Annotated in this window: 20 protein-coding genes; 8 read left to right on the top strand and 12 right to left on the bottom strand. The window is 37.2% G+C overall.

What is annotated here, in order from left to right:
* Positions 1-270 precede the first annotated feature (270 nt).
* The 6 genes from BZG01_RS21405 to BZG01_RS11895 all read right to left on the bottom strand — a co-directional run bounded on the left by BZG01_RS21405 (position 271) and on the right by BZG01_RS11895 (position 4,561).
* Entirely contained in the window at positions 271-519 is a 249-nt protein-coding gene (locus BZG01_RS21405; protein WP_143470897.1) for a hypothetical protein, read from the bottom strand.
* Positions 520-592: 73 nt separating this feature from the next.
* Complete coding sequence (locus BZG01_RS21400) at positions 593-787, bottom strand: hypothetical protein (protein WP_143470896.1); 195 nt, start codon at positions 785-787, stop codon at positions 593-595.
* A 682-nt stretch (positions 788-1,469) separates the two neighbouring features.
* Complete coding sequence (locus BZG01_RS11910; RefSeq protein WP_101310063.1) at positions 1,470-2,549, bottom strand: HpaII family restriction endonuclease; 1,080 nt, start codon at positions 2,547-2,549, stop codon at positions 1,470-1,472.
* A gap of 73 nt (positions 2,550-2,622) precedes the next feature.
* Positions 2,623-3,837, bottom strand: a complete 1,215-nt coding sequence (locus tag BZG01_RS11905) for a DNA cytosine methyltransferase (RefSeq protein WP_101310062.1) — start codon at positions 3,835-3,837, stop codon at positions 2,623-2,625.
* Positions 3,830-4,060, bottom strand: coding sequence for a helix-turn-helix domain-containing protein (locus tag BZG01_RS11900; RefSeq protein WP_101310061.1), 231 nt, complete (start codon positions 4,058-4,060; stop codon positions 3,830-3,832). The genes BZG01_RS11905 and BZG01_RS11900 overlap by 8 nt, the downstream gene beginning before the upstream one ends.
* A gap of 87 nt (positions 4,061-4,147) precedes the next feature.
* Positions 4,148-4,561 (bottom strand): very short patch repair endonuclease, encoded by a 414-nt coding sequence (locus BZG01_RS11895; protein WP_101310060.1) that lies wholly within the window; start codon positions 4,559-4,561, stop codon positions 4,148-4,150.
* Between the two features lie 744 nt (positions 4,562-5,305).
* Between BZG01_RS11895 and BZG01_RS11890 the strand changes: the two genes are divergently transcribed.
* The gene (locus BZG01_RS11890; RefSeq protein WP_101310059.1) at positions 5,306-6,019 is read left to right on the top strand and encodes a hypothetical protein; all 714 of its coding nucleotides are present in this window, start codon (positions 5,306-5,308) and stop codon (positions 6,017-6,019) included.
* A 214-nt stretch (positions 6,020-6,233) separates the two neighbouring features.
* Entirely contained in the window at positions 6,234-6,473 is a 240-nt protein-coding gene (locus BZG01_RS11885) for a hypothetical protein (RefSeq protein WP_218973091.1), read from the top strand.
* A gap of 239 nt (positions 6,474-6,712) precedes the next feature.
* Here the strand turns inward: BZG01_RS11885 and BZG01_RS11880 are convergent, their stop codons facing one another.
* From BZG01_RS11880 to BZG01_RS11855, 6 genes are all read right to left on the bottom strand, one after another.
* A complete protein-coding gene (locus BZG01_RS11880) occupies positions 6,713-7,276 on the bottom strand; it encodes a transposase (RefSeq protein WP_101310057.1) in 564 nt (187 codons plus the stop codon).
* A 136-nt stretch (positions 7,277-7,412) separates the two neighbouring features.
* The gene (locus BZG01_RS11875) at positions 7,413-8,027 is read right to left on the bottom strand and encodes a GyrI-like domain-containing protein (protein WP_101310073.1); all 615 of its coding nucleotides are present in this window, start codon (positions 8,025-8,027) and stop codon (positions 7,413-7,415) included.
* A 173-nt stretch (positions 8,028-8,200) separates the two neighbouring features.
* Positions 8,201-8,710 carry a GNAT family N-acetyltransferase gene (locus BZG01_RS11870; RefSeq protein ID WP_101310056.1) on the bottom strand — a complete coding sequence of 170 codons (510 nt, stop codon included), beginning with the start codon at positions 8,708-8,710 and terminating at the stop codon, positions 8,201-8,203.
* A 100-nt stretch (positions 8,711-8,810) separates the two neighbouring features.
* Positions 8,811-9,260: a hypothetical protein gene (locus BZG01_RS11865; RefSeq protein ID WP_101310055.1), complete on the bottom strand. Its 450-nt coding sequence runs from the start codon at positions 9,258-9,260 to the stop codon at positions 8,811-8,813.
* Between the two features lie 290 nt (positions 9,261-9,550).
* Positions 9,551-10,906, bottom strand: a complete 1,356-nt coding sequence (locus tag BZG01_RS11860) for a sensor histidine kinase (protein ID WP_101310054.1) — start codon at positions 10,904-10,906, stop codon at positions 9,551-9,553.
* Positions 10,896-12,260 (bottom strand): sigma-54-dependent transcriptional regulator, encoded by a 1,365-nt coding sequence (locus BZG01_RS11855; RefSeq protein WP_101310053.1) that lies wholly within the window; start codon positions 12,258-12,260, stop codon positions 10,896-10,898. Before BZG01_RS11855 ends, BZG01_RS11860 begins: the two co-directional genes overlap by 11 nt.
* Positions 12,261-12,602: 342 nt before the next feature.
* Between BZG01_RS11855 and BZG01_RS11850 the strand changes: the two genes are divergently transcribed.
* From BZG01_RS11850 to BZG01_RS11825, 6 genes are all read left to right on the top strand, one after another.
* Positions 12,603-13,850 carry an efflux RND transporter periplasmic adaptor subunit gene (locus BZG01_RS11850; RefSeq protein ID WP_101310072.1) on the top strand — a complete coding sequence of 416 codons (1,248 nt, stop codon included), beginning with the start codon at positions 12,603-12,605 and terminating at the stop codon, positions 13,848-13,850.
* 71 nt (positions 13,851-13,921) lie between these two features.
* Positions 13,922-14,611, top strand: a complete 690-nt coding sequence (locus tag BZG01_RS11845; protein ID WP_101310052.1) for an ABC transporter ATP-binding protein — start codon at positions 13,922-13,924, stop codon at positions 14,609-14,611.
* Positions 14,612-14,656: 45 nt separating this feature from the next.
* Positions 14,657-16,975 carry an ABC transporter permease gene (locus BZG01_RS11840; protein ID WP_101310051.1) on the top strand — a complete coding sequence of 773 codons (2,319 nt, stop codon included), beginning with the start codon at positions 14,657-14,659 and terminating at the stop codon, positions 16,973-16,975.
* 15 nt (positions 16,976-16,990) lie between these two features.
* Positions 16,991-19,381 (top strand): ABC transporter permease, encoded by a 2,391-nt coding sequence (locus BZG01_RS11835; protein WP_101310050.1) that lies wholly within the window; start codon positions 16,991-16,993, stop codon positions 19,379-19,381.
* Positions 19,382-19,419: 38 nt separating this feature from the next.
* Complete coding sequence (locus BZG01_RS11830; protein ID WP_101310049.1) at positions 19,420-21,819, top strand: ABC transporter permease; 2,400 nt, start codon at positions 19,420-19,422, stop codon at positions 21,817-21,819.
* 38 nt (positions 21,820-21,857) lie between these two features.
* Positions 21,858-24,227: an ABC transporter permease gene (locus BZG01_RS11825; RefSeq protein WP_101310048.1), complete on the top strand. Its 2,370-nt coding sequence runs from the start codon at positions 21,858-21,860 to the stop codon at positions 24,225-24,227.
* Positions 24,228-24,229: the final 2 nt, after the last annotated feature.

Here is a 24,229-nt window from a genome sequence, read left to right as displayed (position 1 = left end):
CTGCAACAATTTGCGGATTGTTTGGAAATTATTGATTGGGATTCGGTAAATGGTCATTTAAACGGACACGCCATGGCAATGTCCCTGCCATGCACAATACAGCATAAATCCACACAAATAATTGGCTCACGAAAACCGCAGGGGCACGACATGTTGCGACCTTTTATTTTCAGGTGTCCCTGATTTTCAAATTCAATAAAATAATTGTTTGATGACTGCAACAATTTGCGGATTGTTTGGAAATTATTGATTGGGATTCGGTGAATGTCATTAAAACGGACACGCCATGGTGATGTCCCTGCCATGCACAATACAACATAAATCCACACAAATAATTGGTTCACGGAAACCGTAGGGGCACGACATGTCGTGGCCGTTTGTTTTCAGGTGTTCCTGATTTTCAAATTCAATAAAATAATTGTTTGATGATGACAACAATTTGCGGACTATTTGGAAATTATTGATTGGGATTCGGTGAATGTCATTTAAACGGCCACGCCATGGCGATGTCCCTGCCATGCACAACATAAATCCACACAAATAATTGGTTCACGGAAACCGTAGGGGCACGACATGTCGTGGCCGTTTGTTTTCAGGCGCCCGTATTTTCAAATTCAATAAAATAATTGTTTGATGATGACAACAATTTGCGGATTGTTTGGAAATTATTGATTGGGATTCGGTGAATGGTCATTAAAACGGACACGCCATGGCGATGTCCCTGCCATGCACAATACAACAAATCCACACAAATAATTGGTTCACGAAAACCGTAGGGGCACGACATGTTGTGGCCTTTTATTTTCAGGTGTCCCTGATTTTCAAATTCAATAAAATATTGCGTAGATGATTACAACAATTTGCGGAATGGTTGGGAATAATTGATGACATGCAAGGGCCGCATGCAACAAATGCAGACATGGCTATGTCACAACAAACGGACACGCCATGGCGATGTCCCTACGATGCACAATAATTTCAAATTCAATAAAATAATTGTTTGATGATGACAACAATTTGCGGATTGTTTGGAAATTATTGATTGGGATTCGGTGAATGTCATTTAAACGGACACGCCATGGCGATGTTCCTGCCATACACAATACAACATAAATCCACACAAATAATTGGTTCACGAAAACCGTAGGGGCACGACATGTCGTGGCCGTTTGTTTTCAGGCGCCCGTATTTTCAAAATTCAATAAAATAATTGTTTGATGACTGCAACAATTTGCGGATTGTTTGGAAATTATTGATTGGGATTCGGTGAATGGTCATTTAAACGGACACGCCATGGCGATGTCCCTACCGCGCAATACATACAATATTCATTTTAGAAAACTTTGGGCTAAACACAACACAAACGGAATGCGCCAACAAATAAAATTGCATTGTTTACAAAAATCCCCGGGTTGAAACCCGGGGCAATGGATGGGAAAGGAAAACCCCACTTGGGGCGGGGTTAATAATTATTTCACAAATCTAATCTGTAAATTTAACTTCATGAATACTTCTCCAGCTTCTTCATAAATTTGGCCAAACTCATGTCGTGTAGAGCTTGCAGTGTCCAATTTAGTGTGATTTAATAAATAATTCTCAAACTCATTTTTATTGTAAACATGATAACAAAGCACATCTCCATCTTCCTTAACAACTAAATATCCTCCAGTTGCATCATATTGTCCTGTCCAAACTGTTGCGGGCATCATTCCCAGCGCAACATCGGTTAAAAATCGTTTGATTTTATAAGAGTAAAACTGATGATTGTGTGATTGATCAAATTTGACAGGATTTACACCTTCAACAACTTGAACAAGCTCACGAACGGACGAGATACCGTTTGAATAAAATTGTAAGACCATTTCAGAAACAATCTGCGGTAACATACTATCAATTAAAACCAAGTTATTAGAAAAAACGACTCTCTCTGTATTTAGGAATTTAAACTCTCCTCCCAAATCTAAAATTCTATTTAGCCTGTCTCTTATTTTACTTCGAGTTGCAATGGAATTAATATCATTAATTAGTTCTTCGGATGAATCTAATCCTGAAATTTTGTAAATGAAGTTTGTACTTTTACCAGCATTTAATAAAGTCGAGGGATTACCAAGTTGAGACTTTATACTAAATCCTAAAATTGGTGTTTGCTGAGTGCGCTCATCATGAATTACAATAGTTATATCTGTTTTTGCACTACTACTTGCCTTTAAAGAACAGCAATGAATTTTATCCATAAACTCTTCGATCTCACAAACTGCAAAAGTTTTATCATTATTTTTAATCTCTTGAAGTAAAACCTTGGCTTTTTGAGCAAATTCAACGACTGGAATCCTTACCAACTCCTTTCTATTAGATGAAACAATAACCAAATCCTGATTTATTAGATATTCAAAATCACCATCATTCTCAGATCTAAGAACTTTTATTAACGGATAAATTATATCAGGAATTCTATTCAGGCCTTCATCTCCAGGATGGACAATCTTATCTCCTAAAATTTTAAAAAGAGTATATAATTCACTCCATTCACCTTTATTACCTCTTAGCATATATTTTCATTTCTGGGTATCAAATCTCTCCCTCTTTCATTCTCTTCCTGATACGATTAATATTGATTTTACATCATAACATGATTGATAAGCATTCCAATAATTTCTTGGCAGTTGCCTGAATTGCTGGTACAGCTACAGAATTTCCAAATTGTTTGTAGGCTTGAACATCAGAAACCTCTATAATAAATTCTTTTGGAAACCCCTGCAAAGCTCTCCATTCCTTTGGTGTCATCTTCCGAATGCCCTCTCTATTAACATCTCCTTTAATTTTAGTAACAGGAATAAAATTAGTAAGTCGATGGTCATAAATTAAATTCCTTTCACGTCCCATTCCTCCACACACCACAGCATTAGCAACACCATCCTCTGGGATAATCTCATAACCGAATCCATTGCCCTTATCTGCATGCCTAGCTTTATGTTCTATTAAGGTTTTCAGATACTGAGTAGATAAATAATACTTCACAGATACCTCTTCTTTTTCAAGTATACTTTTAATCGTTTTTTTCTTCTCTAACGGTGCTGGATATTCAAATGAATCAATATCTAAATCGCTTCTAAATCCAACAATAAAAATTCTTTCTCTATTCTGAGGTACTCCAAAATTCTTTGCGTTCATAATTTCTGGTTCAGGCACGAAATAGCCCAAATCATTTCTTAAAACATTAAGAATTGTGGCAAGGGTTTTTCCTCCATCATGACTTCTAAGGCCTTTAACATTTTCCAGAAAAAAAGCTTTTGGTTGATGCTTCTTTATTACTTCTGCAACATCGAAAAATAGTGTGCCTCGCGTATCCTCAAACCCACCCCTTTTACCTGCAATTGAAAATGCCTGACATGGGAAACCTGCACATAATACATCAAACCCTTTGGGAATAAAATTCTTAGTTTCTTCTTTTGTGATATCGCCGAAAGGAACTTCACCAAAATTTAATTCATATGTCTTTTTAGAATATTCATTCCACTCACTAGAAAAAACACATTGACCACCTAAATTTTGAAAAGCAAGTCTTATTCCCCCAATACCAGCAAATAGATCAATAAATGTAAATTTCGGATTGTTTGGAGGAGGAAATGGAACATCAAATTCAAATGGTAATCTCAAAGAACTACCATTTTGAAATTTTTCGCTCTCCTTTATAATTTGTTTAGCCGCTTTCTTATATTCCCCGTAATTACCCTCTTCTACAGTTTGTAAATAGTGTGTTAAGATGGCATTATCGTCATCGTACTGTTTCGTTTTTGCGAAACCTAGTTCCTCTCTAAGCTCTGAGTATTTATTCATCTATCCCCTCAAAAATATCTGTTGTGAAAAAATCTTGAATTGAAATGTCTAAAGCGGCAATGATCTTACCTATGTTTTGAATGGCGACATTTCGTTTTCCATTCTCAACACTTGTCATGTAGGTTCGGTCAACCTCTGCTTTTAATGCAAGAGCTTCCTGGCTAAGTCCCTTGGCAAGACGAAGTTCCTTAACTCTTTTTCCAAATTGCACTTGTAAATCCATAAGGCATAAAACTACCTTTATGTGACTTATAAGTCAACGGACTATGAGTCACATATGGAATGTATTTTGATAATAAATAAGGAAGATCTAGAGCAAACTGTTGATGAGGGTATTAAGCCTCTCCTCCACCCTTTTCGGTTTTAGTTCGCACTCCCAAATGGTAATTGTGCGCCAGCCCAAGCTTTGGAGTTCTGTTTTGGCTTTCTGGTCGCGGTTTTGGGTGTTGGTAATTTTTTGCAGCCACCACTCGGTTCGTGTTTTGGGCAAAACGAAGTAGCTGCAGTTTTGGTGGCCGTGCCAAAAGCATCCGTTTACAAAAATTGCAGTTTTGTATTTGGGCAGCACAATATCCGGCTTGCCCGGCAGATTTTTTGCATGCAGGCGGTAGCGAAATCCGTTGGCAAACAAAAACTTTCGTACCACCAACTCGGGTTTGGTGTCCTTCCCTTTTATTCGGGACATGTTGTAAGATCGTGTTTCTTTGGAATGCGTGTCGGTCATAAAATTCTTATTGGCCCCATCGCAATTTACAAAAATCCTGTCATCTGGTGGTAAATGTGTGTTGCTTGTAAGCACAGCTTTTTATTTCCTCCTCCGCACTTTCTTACTTGCCGTTTTCGGTTTATCTGTTTAAGGAATCAGTTTCGGATTGTCGGGTACCGCACAAGTATAAACTTAGGGCGGAATGCTTCAGACTTAGGGCGGAACACTTCAAACTTAGGGCGGAACGCTTCAGACTTAGGGCGGAACACGTCAGACTTACGGCGGAACGCTTCAAACTTAGGGCGGAATACTTCAGACTTAGGGCGGAACACTTTAGACTTTCTTGATAACAATTCAAACTTAAAAACAATGAAACATAAATGGATTATCACAATAAAAACGACCATATGAAACAACATAATTTATTGAACCTGAAGTAAAAACAGCTTTTAATAGAAAACTACCGCATTACCAAACCTGCTTTTGAATTCTTCAGGATTAATTTTGAGAAACATTTAAACATCCTTGCAAAATATCCTTTAAAAATGTGAACAAAGAAACTTTTCATTCTTAAATCGATGATTATTTATGAAAATAAATTATTTATAAATAAAAACAATATGATTACTTTCTCTTTGTTTTAGGGCGTTTCACCTGCCACTGCACTTATAAACTTAATTATTTAATTCCTATCTCTTGCTTTTCATGTCAAGATAGAGTAATTTTCATACTGTTTATTTTAAAATTTAAAAAATAATTGATATGACGCAATCAAGATCGTATTATGGCACAGATGCCAATTTTATCAGTTTCTCGGGTCCGAGAATTAAACTAATCGAAGAAAAACACAATGATTTTATCAGTTTTTCGCCCATTTTTACTCCTGAGGGGCTGGCCGACCTGAAGGCTGTTTACGATGAAGCCTGCAACATCACTTCCGATAATGCTTATGTAGACATACAGGCAAAGGCAACCGAAAATGTAAAGCTCGATCTGGATGCTTGCTGTAAATTTTTTCAGCGATGCAAATTCGATATCCAAATGGCATTTCCCAACGATAAAAAAATGTGGGATCAGTTTGGCTTTAACGACTACGAAGAGGCTCGAAAAAGCGGAAAGAACATGTATATGTTTTTAACCGATCTTCATATGGTTTCGAACCGTAATTCGGATCCCTTACTAAAATTAGGATGGACAGATGAAAGCTTTAGTAAGATATTGGCTCACCGCGACAGCCTTAAGGCGAATATGATTTTGCAATCGGACTGTATTATGGATCGTAGCCGTGCAACTGAAAACCGCATGTTGAAATTGAACAATTTGCACGAAAAAATGGCTGTTTACTTTAAAGCGGCGCGCATTTTATACGAAGACAACGAGGAAACTTTAAAATGGTTCAAGTTTCCTGCTGCCAGCAACAGCAAACCAAACGAAGGAACTAAAGATGAACAGGAAATAATAGTGGCAGAAAACTAAAAATCATTTTTTTCAATCAATAAACATCTCATCTCTCATCCTCCAGACCTTTGTGTTTGGGGGATTTTTTTTTGTAGGGGCACGACATGTCGTGCCCGTCTGTTTTCAGGTGTTCCTATTTTCAAATTCAATAAAATATTTGGTTGATGATTATAACAATTTGTGGGAATGGTTGGGAATAATTGATGGTATAAATATCGGCTGCAAACAACAAATGAACACACATACAAAAAACGGACACGCCATGGCGATGTCCCTACAATGCACAATAATTTCAAATTCAATAAAATATTTGGTTGTTGATTACAACAATTTGTGGGAATGGTTGGGAATAATTGATGGTGTAAATAACGGCTGCAAACAACAAATGAACACAACATACAAAAAACGGACACGCCATGGCGATGTCCCTACCATGCACAATAATTTCAAATTCAATAAAATAATTGTTTGATGATGACAACAATTTGCGGACTATTTGGAAATAATTGATTGGGATTCGGTGAATGGTCATTTAAACGGACACGCCATGGCGATGTCCCTACGATGCACAATAATTTCAAATTCAATAAAATGTTTGATTGTTGATGACAACAATTTGCGGAATGGTTGGGAATAATTGATGGTGTAAATAACGGCTGCAAACAACAAATGAACACACATACAAAAAACGGACACGCCATGGCGATGTCCCTACGGATGAAATTTGTCATCATTCCAATTGGCAGGGTTATTTTCTATGTATGTCGAAATTCGTTCAAAGGATTCGTCGGTGCGGATAATATGATCGTGAAAACGGACTTGCCATCCAAAATGATCATGATAATTGGCCCTGCACCATCGGGTTAATGTGGATTTTAATTGGCCCAAAATTGCAGATAAAGAACCGGGAATTGTTTTGCCGAATTGATTCAATTGCACAACATGATCCAGTTCGGGCACGCCATTTTTAAATTCGTTGGTGACATCGGTATCCATTGCCTGAACGGACACGACATGTCGTGTCCCTACGATTCCTACTATGATGTGGATATGGTTGGGCATAACGATGAATTTACCCAATTCAACAAATGGAAAATGATTGCTAATTTCTTGTATAAATGCATTTGCCTGTTTTCCAATATCATTCGGGCGCATAATATCGTTAACTATTTCGCCAAAATAGCATTCGTGGTTTTTTGTACAAATAGTTACAAAATACCATCCATCACTGCTGTAATCATGATTTTGTTTTCTGATTATTTTCCTGTTTCGCATACACGTCGTTCATAAAAAACAGGAAATTACAATATTATATTAAACAATACAATTTAATTGATTGTAAAACGGTAGGGTCACGACATGTCGTGACTTCTGTATTGAATACAATAAACGGACACGACATGTCGTGTCCCTACGGGTTTATAATGGGCTGGCGAATAATGGTTTTTAGGTTTTCGGGGGAGGTTCTTCGGGGATCATTCAGGTAAATTTCGCGGTGTTTTCCGTGTCGTTCAAAGCCATTACCGGCAATGTATTGGTGCAGTTCCGCTATGCTTGGAGCCTCATCGGCATAAGAACCTATGTGCATGATCTGCGCAGACAGGCCGTCGCAGAAATCGACCAATTCGATGTTGTCCAAATTGGGCAGTTCCTTCTTTTTGCTGACCTCATGGCGGGCAGCCTCCACAATTTCTTTGGTGATGAAATTGGGCTGCATAATCATGGCCGACCATTTCCATTCGTCAATCCTGTCTCTCGAAAATTCGTTCATATCATCCATCCACCACAAACATTCCAGAGGCATTACTCCATAATCCACATCTTTGCTTTCCCGTATTGCGAATTTAATTTTGTACGACAAAGCATACAAAGCCTCAATTGCGTTCTGATAATCTTTAGATGTATTTGGATTTCCTTGTCCGATGCATTGCAGGTACTTAAATTCCGGAACTTCAACTATCGAAATACTGCCTTTCCTCTCGGAATAAAATGGCTTGTATTTTTTCTTAAGATCGATTTTCTTCATATGAATTATTTTAGCTAAAGAGTGCTTTCCCTTTTCGAAATGCTCTTGATTTACCAAGTTAGAAAATGTGAGGGAATGTGTTGATATGTTTTTCTGAAAAATAAGGATCACCATTCTATTTTGTCGAATTTTCACTGAATTAAACTGATGAGCGGACACGACATGTCGTGCCCCTAAGGTTTCCATTCCGATTTCAGTACCGACATAACCAACTTGTCGTGATATCCCCCATTTCGAAAGGCCGCTTCCCTGTATCGCCCCTCCAAAATAAAACCGGCCCGTTCGTATGCTTTTACTCCTGCAACATTGGGTACTGAAACGGTCAGCATAATGCGGTTCAAACCCAGTTCTTCAAAACCCATTTTCACAATCTTTTGGGTGACTTGCGTACCAATTCCTTTTCCCCAATAGCTTTTATCGCCTATAAAAATGAAATATTCTCCTGACTTGTTGATATTTGAAATGCCGCTGATACCTGCATAACCTACAAAAACACCATCTACAAAAATTCCGTGATTGCTGTTCCTCTTATCCTTTATTGCCTGTGCATACCAATCTTCAATCTGTTGGTCGGTTTTCATTCCCTGAAATACCGATAAGGAATAAATTATCGCTTCCTCATCTTTAATCCATTTGTAGAACGACGGGAGATTTTCGGGGCTGAGTGGTTTTAGTGTGATCATCTTGCAGATTTAAATGTATTGTAAAAGGTAGAGTCAAGATATAAAAAAAACTCCCTTTCGGTTGAAACAAAAAGGGAGCTTTCAGGTATTGATATCTTTTTTAGAAGCCCTGACTTGCAGCAACAATAACTGCAACAATCATTCCGATTGGGTATAAGGCAAGCATCACAATTGTGAAAATTCCCATAAACTTGTAGTGCGATTTCATGTATTTCATCGACTCGGTAAGGCTTTGCTTGCTCTTACCTGCAAGTGCAAGCTTTGCATTATTTGCAAATTGCAGCAAATAATAGATTGGAAAGAAATATACTCCCGCCAGTACCAAATATAAAAATCCGATTCCTCCGATAGGAAATGGCAGTATACTTGCCATTGATCCGGCCAAGGCAAATACTGCAAATGATCCCAACACCATAAATCCCATAAAAATAAAGCCAACAATGGCTAAAAACTTCGCCCACTTAGCGGTTTCACGTAAATATACTTCTGCCTGAGTTTCCAACAACAACTCATTTTTAATTTCTGTTCCTTGTGTTTCTAAATTCTCCATGAATCAATAATTAGTTTTATGATTTTTGTAATGAGCGCTAAGTTATTATTTATTTAAAAATCTAAAAATTAAAATTCAAACTTTACTTGTTCCTACTGTTTATTTTAAGAGTCGGTTAGATTTTAGTAATTAGCAACTAGTTTGATTTACATCTTGCTTATTTTCAATATTTTTACCAACATTACTTTGTTCGTAAAACACACTAAAAATCAAACGCTTACAAAAACCTAACAAAGCATTGCATGTAAGAGTCTTCGAAAAATATATGCTATTAATTCATCAGTAAAGCACTACCACCTCACGGTAAACACGGTCTCTCCTACTTTCGAACGGCAAAGCAGACTGCCGCCATGGGCACGCATAATTTGGCGGGAATAACTCAAGCCAATGCCCGATCCGTTCTCTTTTGTGGTGAAAAAAGGAATGAAAATTTCATCTGCAATTTCTTCCGAAATACCATGACCATTGTCTGATACTCTGATCTCTGTGATTTCGCCCTTTTGAATGGAAGTTACAGCAATAGCTGCAGTAGAATCGGTTCCGGCAGGCTGTCCGTTGAAAGCTTCTGCCGCATTTTTCACCAGATTAATAATTACCTGAACCATCATCTGTTCATCAGCCGTAAACCGAAAACTTTTAACGGGTGGTGTCAATTTTAAATTTCCCGAAAAACTCTCTTTTATGGGCGACAACAGAATATTTAAACGATCGAAAAAAGAGTGCGCATCGATAATGGCTAATTTAGGTTCCGGTGCCTTTGACAACACCCGATACGATTGTACAAACCGAATCAATGCTTCGCTCATCTCGGTAATCACGCCCAAACCGTTAATGGTTTTTTCTACATGAATATCCTCAGATACATCCGTTATGGCGCCCAATTTCTGTTCCCATATTCTTTTCAGGGATTGAGAAATGGAAGTAACCGGAGCCAACGAATTCATTATTTCGTGACTCAGCACTCTAATCAGTTTTACCCAGGCATCAATTTCCTTTCGTTCCAGCTCTCCCCGGATATCCTGTAAAGTTATTAGCTTCACTTCTTCATTCTCCAGACGAATTACCGAACATCTCGAAATCACCTGTATCCGTTCTTTTTTTAAGATGAGATCCAATACTTTTTTCTGGCGGTTTTTTAGTTCTGTAAGACCTGACGTAAATTTTGAATCGACCTGATTGAGTTGCTTAATGTGTGTGAAAGTCTTTAAACTGAGTAATTCCAAGGCCGCCGAATTCACATCAGTAACGTAACCATCTTCGGCAAGTACCACAACTCCGGTTGCAATATTTTGAAGAATTTCTCCGAAATATTTCTCCTTAATTTTGCTTTTCACCTGCACTTGCTGCAAAATTCCATTCAGCTCGTTCAAACTTTGATGCAGTTCGTTAATAATGGCATTGCCTGTTTTAATGGGGAAACGCAAAGTGGTATCTTCATTTTTAATGGACTGAACAAAGTAGTTCATCTCCTTGTGCGTTTTGTTCAAAAAACGCACAAATTGAAATACCAAAACAATTTCGGCGCAGAGAATTGGCAACGCGAAATAATAGGATGCCTGCGAAAGAAAACAGCCAATCAGCACTGCGAAAAAAATCACAAAACCAAGCCGTAAGAATAAAGCTGAATTGTAGTGTCTATAAGCCATACTTCTTAATTTTATTGTAAAGGGTTTGTCGTGTTACTCCTAATTGCGCCGATACAGCAGAAAGATTCCCCATTTGCTTTTCGATTGCTCCCAAAATCAACTGCTTCTCCATATCTTCCAATGTGCCGCCAAAGGCTTCAGCAGCCGAGAATTCATCCATTTTAAAAACAAAATCTTTTGCACTAATTAAATGTGTATCGCTAAGAATTACAGCTTTTTCGATGGCATGCTGCAATTCACGAACATTACCGGGCCAACGGTAAGTTTGTAATTTCGCGATGGCTTCCGGTGCAATAACAAGTCCGTTCTTATTGTATTTTTCAGCGTAAAGCTTCACAAAAAACTGCACCAATTCGGGAATGTCAGCAATACGGTCGCGCAAGGACGGCAATTCAATTTGTATGGTGTTGATCCGGTAAAGCAGATCTTCCCGAAAACGTCCTTCTCCAATCATTTTAACCAGATTACAGTTGGTCGCACAAACCAATCGCACATCAATATCAACAGGCAAATTTTCGCCCAGTCGGGTCAATGTCCTGTTCTGCAGCACCGATAACAATTTCGCCTGCATTGGCAGGCTTAAATTTCCAATTTCGTCGAGAAAGAGCGTGCCTTGGTTGGCCGCTTCAATTTTCCCCATTCTATCCATTCCGGCATCGGTAAATGCTCCTTTTTTGTGACCAAACAATTCACTCTCAAACAAATTTTCGGCTATGGATCCCATATCAACGGTAACCATCACATTCTGGCTTCGGTTCGACAGGCGATGAATCTCCCGGGCAACCAATTCCTTTCCGGTTCCATTCTCTCCGGTAATCAAGATATTCGCATTGGTCATGGCCACTTTTCGAACCACATCCATTACTTTTTCCCAAGCCGGCGAACTTCCAATAATGTGATTTTTATTTTTGTTAATCTCAGCAATGAATTCATTTTCCTTTAGGCGAAGATTCTTTACCTCTTTTCTGGAATGGCTTAATTTCCAGGCCATCTCGATAGTTGTCAGCATCTTCTCATTCTCCCAGGGTTTCAGAACAAAATCGACAGCTCCCGAACGCACTGCTTTCACAGCCAACTCTACATCTCCATAGGCAGTAATCATTACCACACTTAATCCCGAATTGTATTCTAAAATTTGGTTCAACCAATAAATTCCTTCGTTTCCGGTATTAATTCCGGCTTTAAAATTCATATCCAAAAGCACAACATCGTAGTTGTCACTTTTCAATTCTGAAAGCAAAGCATTTGGGCTCGACAAACATTTTACTTTTTTACAGCTTCCGGTTAGTAACAAATCCAAAGCGCTTAAAATGCTTTTATTGTCATCAACAATTAAAATTTTGGCTTCTTTCATATTTTTTTGAGTAACAAGTCATTAGTACAAAGTATTTAGAAATAACACAGATTATTCAGTTGTATTATACCCGATTAAAATTTCCTGCATTAAATACCCCAAACTTTTCCTGAATGATAGCAGATCTAAAATGAGAAACTTATTTACTTTTCAGGTCTAAAGTAGAAAGGTTTTCAAAAAATTAGACAAGCGTTGTCTAATTTTTTTACACTCCAATTTAGCAGTCACAACACAAACATCTATTAATATGCAATTTACAAGCCTTGGCACAGGATTGGATAAACAAAGCATAAATAACAGATTATTATTCTGATAAATTTAAAGAACAGCTTAAACATGTCAATGGATCGTAAAATTGAAGTGAAGAAAGGTTTTAAAACCAAACATATTTATATCCTGCTTGGAGTCCTTTTTCTTGGTTTGTTAGTGTGGATGCTGCTGAGTAGTTCTACCTCTACCTATCGTACCGAACTCGATAAACTCACCATAACAGAAGTTTCGCAGGCAGAATTTAAAGATTACATTTCGATTATCGGAACGGTTGAACCCAAAACAACCATCTATCTGGATGTTGAGGAAGGTGGAAAAGTGATCGAAAAATTAATTGATGAAGGTGAATTGGTAAAAAAAGGCGATGTTATTCTCAGACTGATTAACAACGATCTTAAATTGCAGATTCTCAATACCGAATCGTCACTTGCCTATCAGGCCAATGAGCTGCGCAATACTTTGATTAATATGGAACAGCAGAAAATCAGCAACAAACAGCAAATTCTTAGTATCGACAGTGATATCATCCGGCAAAAAAGACAATACGAACAGAACCAACTTTTATTCGAAAAGGGATTTATTTCGAAAGAAGTCTACTTAAGATCGAAGGAAGATTATGACCTTTCCCTGCAAGACCGACAGTTAAGATATCAAAGAATGGTTCAGGACTCCATTTTTCGGGAGAATCAGAAAACACAAATGAACAGCAGTCTGAATAACATGAAACAAAACCTCGAAATGGTTCGGGAGCGCCTGGAGAATTTGAACATTAAAGCTCCGGCTGATGGTCAGCTGGGAAGTTTGGATATTGAAATCGGTCAATCGATTAACCGGGGCGAAAGAATAGGTCAGCTTCATATTCTGAACAATTTTAAAGTGCTTGCCGAGGTCGACGAACATTATATTGACCGTGTCCGCCGCGATTTAAGTGCTTCGCTGCAGCGAAACGATCAGGAGTTTATTTTGAAAACTAAAAAAGTATATCCGGAAGTTCGCGATGGCCGCTTTAAGGTGGATCTGATTTTTGATGGAAAATCGCCGGAGAATCTGCGCACCGGACAAACCTATCACATAAAACTGGAATTGGGACAAGCCGTTGAAGCTACACTGCTGTCCCGTGGGGGATTCTTCCAAAGCACCGGCGGACAATGGGTATTTGTTTTGGATGAATCGGAGCGGTTTGCCACCAAACGAAACATCAAAATCGGCAGACAAAATTCTCAATATTTCGAGGTATTGGAAGGATTGCAGACAGGTGAGAAAGTGATTACATCCAGTTACGATACCTTCGGAGATAATGAACGGATTGATTTTAAATAATGTTCATGTACTGAACTTAAAAATTCGAATTAGTAAATTACACATGAAAATAAATTCTAAAATAAATAGCTATGATTAACACAGTAAACCTAAGTAAGGTATTTAGAACCGATGAGATTGAAACCTTGGCTCTTAACAATGTAAATCTGAAAATCAACAAAGGCGAATTTGTTGCCATTATGGGTCCATCGGGTTGCGGTAAATCTACCTTGATGAATATTCTGGGTTTGCTCGATAATCCTTCGGAAGGACAATACACGTTTGATAGTACCGAGGTATCGGGTTTAAAAGAAGGTCAGCGCACCGATTTGCGAAAAGGCAACATTGGTTTTGTATTTCAGAGTTTTAACCTGATTGATGAGTTGAATGTATTCGAAAATGTTGAAATGCCATTGGTTTATCAGCGAATCAGCAGTAAAACCAGAAAAGAGATGGTGAACAAAGTTCTGGATCGAATGAACATGAGTCATCGTGCACAACACTATCCTCAACAGCTGTCCGGTGGTCAGCAGCAACGTGTGGCCATAGCCCGGGCGGTTGTTTCCAACCCGGGCTTAATACTTGCCGATGAGCCAACAGGTAATCTGGATTCGAAAAACGGACAGGAAGTAATGGAGCTGCTTACCGAACTAAACCGCGAAGGAACAACAATCATTATGGTAACTCACTCCATTCAGGATGCCGGCTATGCTCACCGAATCATCAATCTGTTTGATGGAAAAGTTGTGATGGAAGAAAGTCTGGTTGAGGAAGTAATGTAATTCTATTCTCTCAAAATTTATTGATAATTATTAAATGCGTAAATCATGATATCCAATCATTTGAAATCTTTTGCTCTGCACCTTTGGAAAAATAAACTTTACAGTGTGATCACTATTTTGGGTTTTGCCATATCTATCATGTTTATTCTCCTTTTGAGTATTTATATAAAAAATGAATATTCGGCCGATCAATTTCATTTGAAAAAAGACAGGATTTTTCGTGTGACTCATGGGGAAGAATCTGGTTTTGCACCCCCATCCGGACCATTGCTAATGCAAAAATTTCCGGAAGTAGAAAATTTTGCCAGAACCCGAAATATAGGAGTTTATGTAAAAGCTCCCGGCACTTCTAAATTGAAAAGCCTGACACTATTTGCAGATTCATCCTTTCTTAGCATTTTCTCATTCAAGATGCTTAACGGCGATAATAAAACTGTATTAAGCAGGGAAAATACCATCGTTTTAACAAAGTCTTTTGCTTACAAACTGTTTGGTAAACTTCCGGAATTGGGAACTACTCTTACAATTAACGATGATTTTGACCTTGAAGTAACTGGCATTATGGAAGATGTACCTGACAACACGCACTTTCAGAAATTCGATATGCTTGTTAATTTCCCTACTCTGGGAAAAGTATTTGGGATGAATGATTTTTTGGAATCGTATAACAGCAATTCTTATGGCTTGTATATTTTAACGAAACCCAATACCAATATTCAGGCTAAAGCTCCCGAAATATTAAAAATATTCAAGGAAGTTAATTGGATGTTTAAAAGAGAATATGCAAAATCTATTGAATTAGAGCCAATTGTTGATTCGTACTTCAGCACATCCAAGTCCTACGACACTAAAAATAAAAGCAAAGGTTTTCTTCAGATATTATCGGGTATTGTATTTCTGATATTGGTGCTTTCCATTATCAACTACGTGAATCTTACGGTCGCCCAATCGTCTTTTCGCAGCCGGGAAATTGCAATCAAAAAATTAATTGGCGGAAAGAAAAAAGACTTGTTTTTGCAAAGTATGTCCGAATCGATTATCCTTAGTTTCTTCTCTTTACTCCTTGCAGTTATCTTATGTTTTCAGGTAGTTCCGGTTTTCAATTATTTACTGGATGCAAAACTCAATTTTATTGATGAATTTACATGGATCAATATTTGCATTGCTCTTTTATTTATGGGTGTTATTGGCATTATTTCAGGAATAATACCAGCCATTAAAATTGCCCGGTTTGATCCCATTGATGTAATGAAAGGCAAAATCAGAACGAAGGAGAAAAGTATCTATTCCCGAATCATGGTTAGTTTTCAATACCTCATTATTATTAGCTTAATCACAAGTGCTTTTTTCATCAATAAACAAACTAATTTTCTGCGGAATCATCAACTAGGTTTCGAACAGGAAAACATGCTTTGTTTTGAGAGTGAAATACCTCGTGCGAAACAGCGCGTTTTGCAGGAAATACTGAAAAAAATCCCCGGAGTTGAAGATGTTTGTTTAAGTGCCGGCACACCCCTTGACGGAGGAAACAACTTATGTTTTACCTATAATGACAAGGAGCTAAGCTTCCAACATTTTATTGTGGATACCAGCTTCTTTAAATTGTTGAACATTCCGATTAGAAAAACGGGCATTGCCTTTTCTAAAAACATTTGCTTGCTGAATGAAGCCGCGGTAAAAGAATTGGAATTGCCCGAAAATGAGAGCAATTTCAAACTAAAAGGTACCGAATACCCCATTTACGGAATCGTCAAAAATTTCCATTTCAGGGATTTAAAAAGCAAATTGGGACCCGCCTATTTTCACATTCTAAAACCCGATCAGTATGCCTGGAGCTATGTAATAAAATTAAGCGGTAAGAATAATTACGAAACCATTCAAAAAATTAAAAAAGCACACAGCGACTTTACTGATGGTACACCATTACAATTGGATTTTTTTGACGAAACGGTTCACAACTGGTACGAAAGGGAAGACAAAACCGGCAAAATTGTAATGTATTTTACTCTGCTAACGGTAATTATTTCGGTTATGGGATTGTTTGCCATGTCGCTTTATTACGTTCAGCAAAAAAGGAAAGAAATCGGTATTCGCAAAGTAAACGGCGCCAAAACCAAAGAAATACTGGCTATGCTAAACAAAGATTTTCTGAAATGGGTAGTCATCGCCTTTGTATTGGCCTGCCCAATTGCCTGGTATGCCATGCACAAATGGCTCGAAAACTTTGCCTACAAAACAGAACTTAGCTGGTGGGTTTTTGCCCTGGCTGGATTAATCGCTTTGGGAATTGCACTGCTTACGGTTTCGTTTCAATCGTGGAGAGCGGCTACGAGGAATCCGGTGGAGAGTTTGAGGTATGAATAAATCTAAAACGAAAATATGCTTTGGTACAATTTTAAATACGCACTAAAAAACATTCTTAGACAGAAAGCTTATAGTATCACAAATATTATCGGCTTATCCGTTTCACTTGCTTCCGTTTTTTTAATTCTTTATTACATTCAATTTGAGACTGGCTTTGATCAATATTTTTCTAATAGTGATAGAGTTGCCCGTTTCACAATAGAATATCAGAAAAAAGATTACAACAATCATTTTGCCCGAGTAAGAAATCCTGTTATTCAATACTTGGCTGATGATTTTTCTGAGGTAGAATGTATGGCTCGTCTTTCTCCATTTAAACAATGTGCGGTGAAAATTGGTGAAAACAAATTTTACAGCAAGGGAGCTTATGCTACAGACTCAAATTATTTCAAAGTCTTCAACGGAACCCTTTTAATTGGAAACGCTAATAAGATATTGGTCTCTAAAGGTCAGGCTGTCATTTCAGAATCGCTTCAAAACAAATTCTTTGGTTCAGAAAATCCAATAGGCAAACAAATTTCTTTAGAGAGTCAGAATGATGAAAAATTTCATAATTATACCATTGTCGGAATTATGAAAGATGTTCCTTTGCAATCTCATTTTCATCCTGAAATACTTACCTCTCTCGAAAATCAAGCTGACTATTCTGCTTGGAATTACACCTATTTACTTCTAAACAAAGCTAAAAGTATAACTCGGGTGCGAGAACAGTTTGATCAATTCAAAAAAAAATATTTTAGTGAAAAAGATATAACCTCCAACATTCTTCATCTGCAAGCTATTCAAGATATTCATCTTCATAGCAACAAGGACAGAGAAATTGAAATCAATGGAGATATAAAGAACATTCATTTCCTAATCCTATTGACCATTCTTATCTTTCTTGTTGCTTTATTAAATTTCACAAATATTAATATCGTTTCTACAAAAGAACGATCTAGAAACATATTAATAAACCATTTATTGGGTGGGAAATTGCAGCACATTGCAATGGTTGCTTTGTGGCAAAACTTACTAATTGTTGGAATTTCGGTTGTTTTAGGAATTGGCTTGGCTCGAATTGCCTATTCGGGTTTTCAGCAATTATTTTTCTTGCCAGATTTTATTATCACAAAGTCTACTATCAAGCACTTCTTACAAATAATCTTTTTCCTTATTGTATGTGGCTCTTTAATAGGAACATTGCCATTACTAAAACACAAATTAAAATCTAATTTACTCAATAAGACTTCTCTAAATTTAGAAACCAAATCTGGAAAAAACACAAGGGGAGTGTTACTATCTCTCCAATTTGCAATTGTAGTCGGCTTATTAATTACCACTTTCGTTATTCAAAGTCAAATTAATCTGTTAATGGAAAACAGACTGGGAGGATCCAACAAAAATATTATCAACATTACCGATGTATCGCCTTCTCTAGCTTCTAAATATGATCTCTTTAAAAATAAATTATTAAAAATCTCAGGAATTGAAAACGTCACTGCCTCAATGGAGGAACCCAGCGGTGAAATAATGGATGCTTTTCCCTATCATCTGGAAGGTGTTACCCAAGAAGAATTCTCCAGTAATCCGTTAAATGTATTTACATGCGATCATAATTTCCTTGATTTCTATCATGTACAGATATTGGCTGGAAACAACTTCACTTCAGATACTGTAAGCAAACAATATATTCTTAATAAAACAGCATTAAAATACATTGATCCAAAACTACAAGCTGAAGATTTCCTGAACAGATCATTTGAGTTCAACTTTTTTTACAAGAAACTTTTACCCAAAGGACAAATCGTTGGAATTTGTGATGATCTGCATTTAACCAGCATGAATGAAAAGGAAAAACCATTGGCAATTCATTATCAAAACATGGTTAATTCATGTATAAGCATACGCTTTACCCCAGAAGGCCTTCAAAGTGCTTTAAGTGGCATTCAAGATACATGGCAAGAATTATTCCCAGATTATGCACTAAGCTATCAATTCATTGATGATTTGTATTTACAACGATATCAACAATACATCAATCAGCGGAATTTCCTCAGTGCTCTGTCCTTACTGGCAATACTAATTGCTTGTATCGGCCTAATTGCAATCTCTATTTCAATTATACAAGCAAGAAAAAGAGAAATAAGCATTAGAAAGGTGAATGGTGCCAAAACCAAAGAAATACTGGCTATGCTAAACAAAGATTTTCTGAAATGGGTAGTCATCGCCTTTGTATTGGCCTGCCCAATTGCCTGGTATGCCATGCACAAATGGCTCGAAAACTTTGCCTACAAAACAGAACTTAGCTGGTGGATTTTTGCCTTGGCAGGACTCATTGCTTTGGGAATTGCATTGCTTACGGTTTCGTTTCAATCGTGGCGGGCTGCTACGAGGAATCCGGTGGAGAGTTTGAGATATGAGTAATGAATATAGAAATTCTATTGAAAAACAAATGACAAATTATGATGTTTTTAAAACTTGCATTTCGACGCTTATTTTTAAAGGGTGATCACAGTGTCGCCCGTATAGTCTCCTTAGCTACAGGTTTGGCTTTTGGTATTTTACTTTTATCTGAGGTATTCTATTATCACAGTTTCGATAGTTTTTATCCCGATTCAGATCGTATTTATGTTGTCGCTGAAAATTACAAAGCAGAGAAGTCTAAAGATAAATTGGAAAGTGCTAATCAAGTTAGTGGTGCAATTGCTCCGGGTTTAAAAGCAGAGGTGCCAGGAGTAGAAGCTGCAACGCGATTAAATTCTATAGGTTCATCAATATTTTATACCGAAAACAAGAAAAGCTACGAGGCTAAGTTTGTTTTGGCAGATGAACATCTCTTCGAAGTATTACCTAGACCTATGCTTAAGGGAAATCCTGTGGAAATTCTCAAATCGCCTATGAAATGTATGATTTCGAATAAAATTGCTACTCGTATAGGTGGCGATGTTATTGGGCAAGCTATTGAATTGAAAGAATATCCAGGTGGTAAGTTAACGATTGAAGGTATATTTGAAGCTTTGCCAGAAAACACGAATTACAAATACGACGTATTAATATCAATGGTTTCAACAAGCTATTTTATGTGGGATGGCTCTGATAATTGGCTTGGAAATGATCGTTATTTCTCCTGTGTTAAACTAGCTCCAGGGGTTAAACCAGAAAATCTAGCTTCTGCAGTTAGAAAAATGCAAGAAGTACATCAGGATATTAGAAAAATTGAGGCTCAAGACGATGGATTTGTTTTGAAATATTCACTTAAACCCATTCAGGAAGTTTATACAGAAACCCTAAAAGACATTATTTTAATTCTAAGTACAATTGCATTTGCGGTTTTATTTGTTTCTTTATTAAACTATATTCTACTCACACTAAGCGTGCTGGTAAAGAGGTCAAAATCATCGGCAATCTATAAAACCTTTGGAGCTCATTCTCGCCATTTGCAACAAATTATTTTTTCTGAGTCAGCCCTTCTATTTCTCCTATCCTTAATCGTAGCTTTTATTCTGATTATAGTATTACAACCAGTAGCCGAGCAACAAGTTGGGCATAAATTGCAATCCGTTTTAAATCCCTATGTTATTTTGCCTTTAATGGGCATATTGATATTTATGCTTATTCTAATGAGTTACTTGCCAGCTCGTTTTTTCTCCCGTATTCCTGTAGCTAATGCTTTTCGTTACTATCAACAAAAAAAGAACAGTTGGAAATTGATTTTATTAGCTTTCCAGTTTATAGGCGCTTCTTTTATTTTATCGATGCTGGTTATTGTTAGTTTGCAATACAATAACATGAAGAACATTTCTCACGGTTATCAAACTGAGGGTGTTTTTTATGGATCCACTAGTGGTATGAATGGAAGTAAAATAGCTAGTGTATTACACGAATTAAGATCGATGCCTGAGATAGAAAAAGTTGGTCTTGGAGAAACATTGCCATGCGACTCCAAATCTGGAAATAATATTCTATCTCAGGATGAACAAAGAGATTTATTCAACATTGCAGATTTTTATGCTGTTGACGATAGTTATTTGTCCATACTAAACATACAAGTAACAGAAGGACAGGTGTTTTCTGAGGAAACAACTCTTGAAGGTGATGTGCTAATTAGTAAGAAAGGTGCTAAACTACTTCAAATGCACAATGCATGGAATGAAGGTGTGGTTGGTAAACAAATAGTGATTAGTGAACATGGGAGCACAATTATTAAGGGTGTTTTTTCGGATTTCACAATAGGCTCTAAGGCTGATCCAGATATACGTCCTGCCGTATTTTTCTATAGATCTGAATCTAATTTTGTAAAAACAGCTATCAAATATCCATCCTATTCATTCAACATATTGGTGAAAACCTATCCGAATACTCAAGCTAGATTAATGGATAAAATAAGAGAGGTATTTAATACTGCTTTACCTTATAGAGATGCCGATATAAAGAGTCTTGAAATACAGCAAGAAAAAGGCTATACGCAACAACGTGGATTTCGAAATGCAATGGTGGCAGGTAGTGCAATAATCTTACTCATTACAATTATTGGACTATTAGGCTATACTTCCAACGAGGCGGTAAGACGTCGTAAAGAATTGGCTATTCGCAGAATAAACGGAGCTAAATTTTCAAGTCTTCTAAAGGTCTTCTTGTGGGATATTGAGATTCTGGCCGTTCCTGCTGTATTACTTGGTGCTTTAGGAGCTTGGTTTACAGCTAACTTGTGGATGCAGAATTTTGCTTATAAACTCCCTTTACATTGGTGGATATTTTTCATATGTAGTTTGATCATTCTTTTACTTGTAGCTCTAGTAACGGTCATAAATTTCACTCGAAATGCACGCCGAAATCCGGTGGAGAGTTTGAGGTATGAATAAATTAAAAATAGAATTTTTTAAAATAAATCCATTTTGTAATGATTAGCGCCATATTTAAAATATCAGTCCGGAATGTCTTAAAACACAAAACATATTCATTAATTAAGGTATTAGGACTTGCATTAGGTTTTTCCGCTTTTATTCTAATTGGTTTATTTGTTCGGTACGAATTAAGCTGGGATCAAGCAAATGCCAAATACGATCGAATTTTTCGGGTTCAGCGTCATTACAGTAAAACGCTGTATGCAATGGACGGGAATGATATTTCGCCCCACACGAGTGCAGTAACCGCTCAGTTACTCGAAAAACAGTTTCCGGAATTCGAAAAAATTTCGGTTACCCGCGAAATAGGCGGAAAATTTCTGGCTTCTGTAGCAGACAGACAGATTTACGACGAAAAAGGCATTTATGCCGACAGTTGTTTATTTGATGTATTCACCTATCAATTTCAGGAAGGAACATCAAAAGAAGCACTCATCGAACCGTTTACCATCATCTTGTCAAAAACCATTGCAGATAAGCTATTTCCCAATGAAATTGCAGTTGGGAAAACAGTTACTCTTGAAAAGAAACTTGATTTCAAAGTAACAGGTGTTTATGCTGACCTGCCGGAAAATTCGACAATACGGCCAACTTACATTATTTCATACTCCTCTCTCGAACAAACAGAAAAACCAAGTCTCAGCAACATCGGATGGTGCAACTGCATGACCTATGCACTGCTAAAACCAGACACTGATTCAAAATATCTGGAAAGCAAAATCAAAAATATTCTTTCAGGATATAGTGGCTTCGAATATGAAGAACTTCAGTTATGTCCGATGAAAAAGCTTCACCTAAACCCTTTTGGACGTAACGACTATATTATAATTCTTATGCTTTACGGATTAATAGGCCTGTTTATACTCCTAATGTCATCTTTCAACTATATTAACCTAACTACAGCAAATGCTGCAACACGAGGAAAAGAAGTAGCCGTGAAAAAGGTAAACGGAAGCAAACGCGGCATGCTGATTGTACAGTTTTTAGGCGAAACAATTTCTATTTCGGTACTGGCTTTGGCACTTGCCTTTTTACTCGCAAAAGTTTTTCTTCCCATTTTTGCAGATATTGTTGATAAAGATTTAAGTTTAAGTCTGATTTACGACTGGAAATTTATCGGCACAACAATTCTGATTTCGTTAGGGATTGGATTTTTATCGGGAATTTACCCTGCTTTGTTTTTGTCCTCACTCAAAATTATATCGCTGTTTAAAGGAGAACTATTTAATAAACAACACAAAAAATTCAGCATAAAAAAAGCACTGATTACATTTCAGTTTGCTATTTCGGTATTCTTGATTCTGATTACCCTTTCGTTCTCAATGCAAATCAAATATTTGGTCAACAAAGATTTAGGATTCAGCAAAGAAAATATACTCTATGCTCAAATGAGCGTTTCGAAGCCCGGAATTAACTTCGATCAATTACGAAACCAATTGCTGCAACATCCGGAAATAATAAATGCTTCCGTATCGAAACATGTTCCGTTTGTTAGTTTTGGAGGAGGCATGACCAACTGGGAAGGTGGAAAACCAGACGAAAAAATCAATTGTGTGTTCAACAACATCAGCTACGATTTCGTGCAAAATATGAGGATTTCGCTGATAGCCGGACGCGATTTCTTGCGCAATTTTTCATCCGATTTGGGGAAATCATGTTTGATTAACGAAACGGCAGCGCAAGCTTTTGGCTGGGACAATCCCATCGGAAAACGAATAAAAAACAACAAACTAATTGTAATTGGCGTTCTTAAAAACTATGTTTACAAGGACTTACACAATGGCATTGAACCTGCAATACTTGTTCTAAGCCCTGTGAAGGTTGTTGGAGAATGGATCTTTTCTTTCCGCATTCATGCTGCCAATCAGCAAAAAGCAAAAGCCATCCTGACCAGCGCATTTGAGAAAAATTTTCCAAATGATCCATTCGAATTTCGGGATTTACCTACTGCTTTCAACAATGAAAACAGCTTCAAAATTTACCATTCAATAAACAGTACCATTCTATTTTTTACTGTATTTAGTATCTTTCTTTCAATCATTGGATTGTTTGCAATGGTTTCATTTACCGTAGTTCGCCGAACTAAAGAAATTGGAATTCGCAAAATCAATGGAAGTTCCTCGTTTGGAATTTTCTATTTGCTAAGCCGTGAATATTTTGTGCTTCTGTTCTTTTCCTTACTGATTGCATATCCGACTGCGTGGTGGGTATACGAACATATTCCGAGTGCTAACAAATGGCATATTCAGCCCTGGATTTTTATACTGGGAGCCGTAATCATTTCTCTAATTATTCTTATAACCACCAGTTTTCAAACCATAAAAGCAGCAGCCAGAAATCCGGTGGAGAGTTTGAGGTATGAGTAAAA

The organism is Labilibaculum manganireducens, assembly GCF_002843385.1.
GTDB lineage: Bacteria > Bacteroidota > Bacteroidia > Bacteroidales > Marinifilaceae > Labilibaculum > Labilibaculum manganireducens.
The sequence above is the reverse complement of the archived record's forward strand: the minus strand, read 5'-3'. Positions and strand labels throughout refer to the sequence as shown.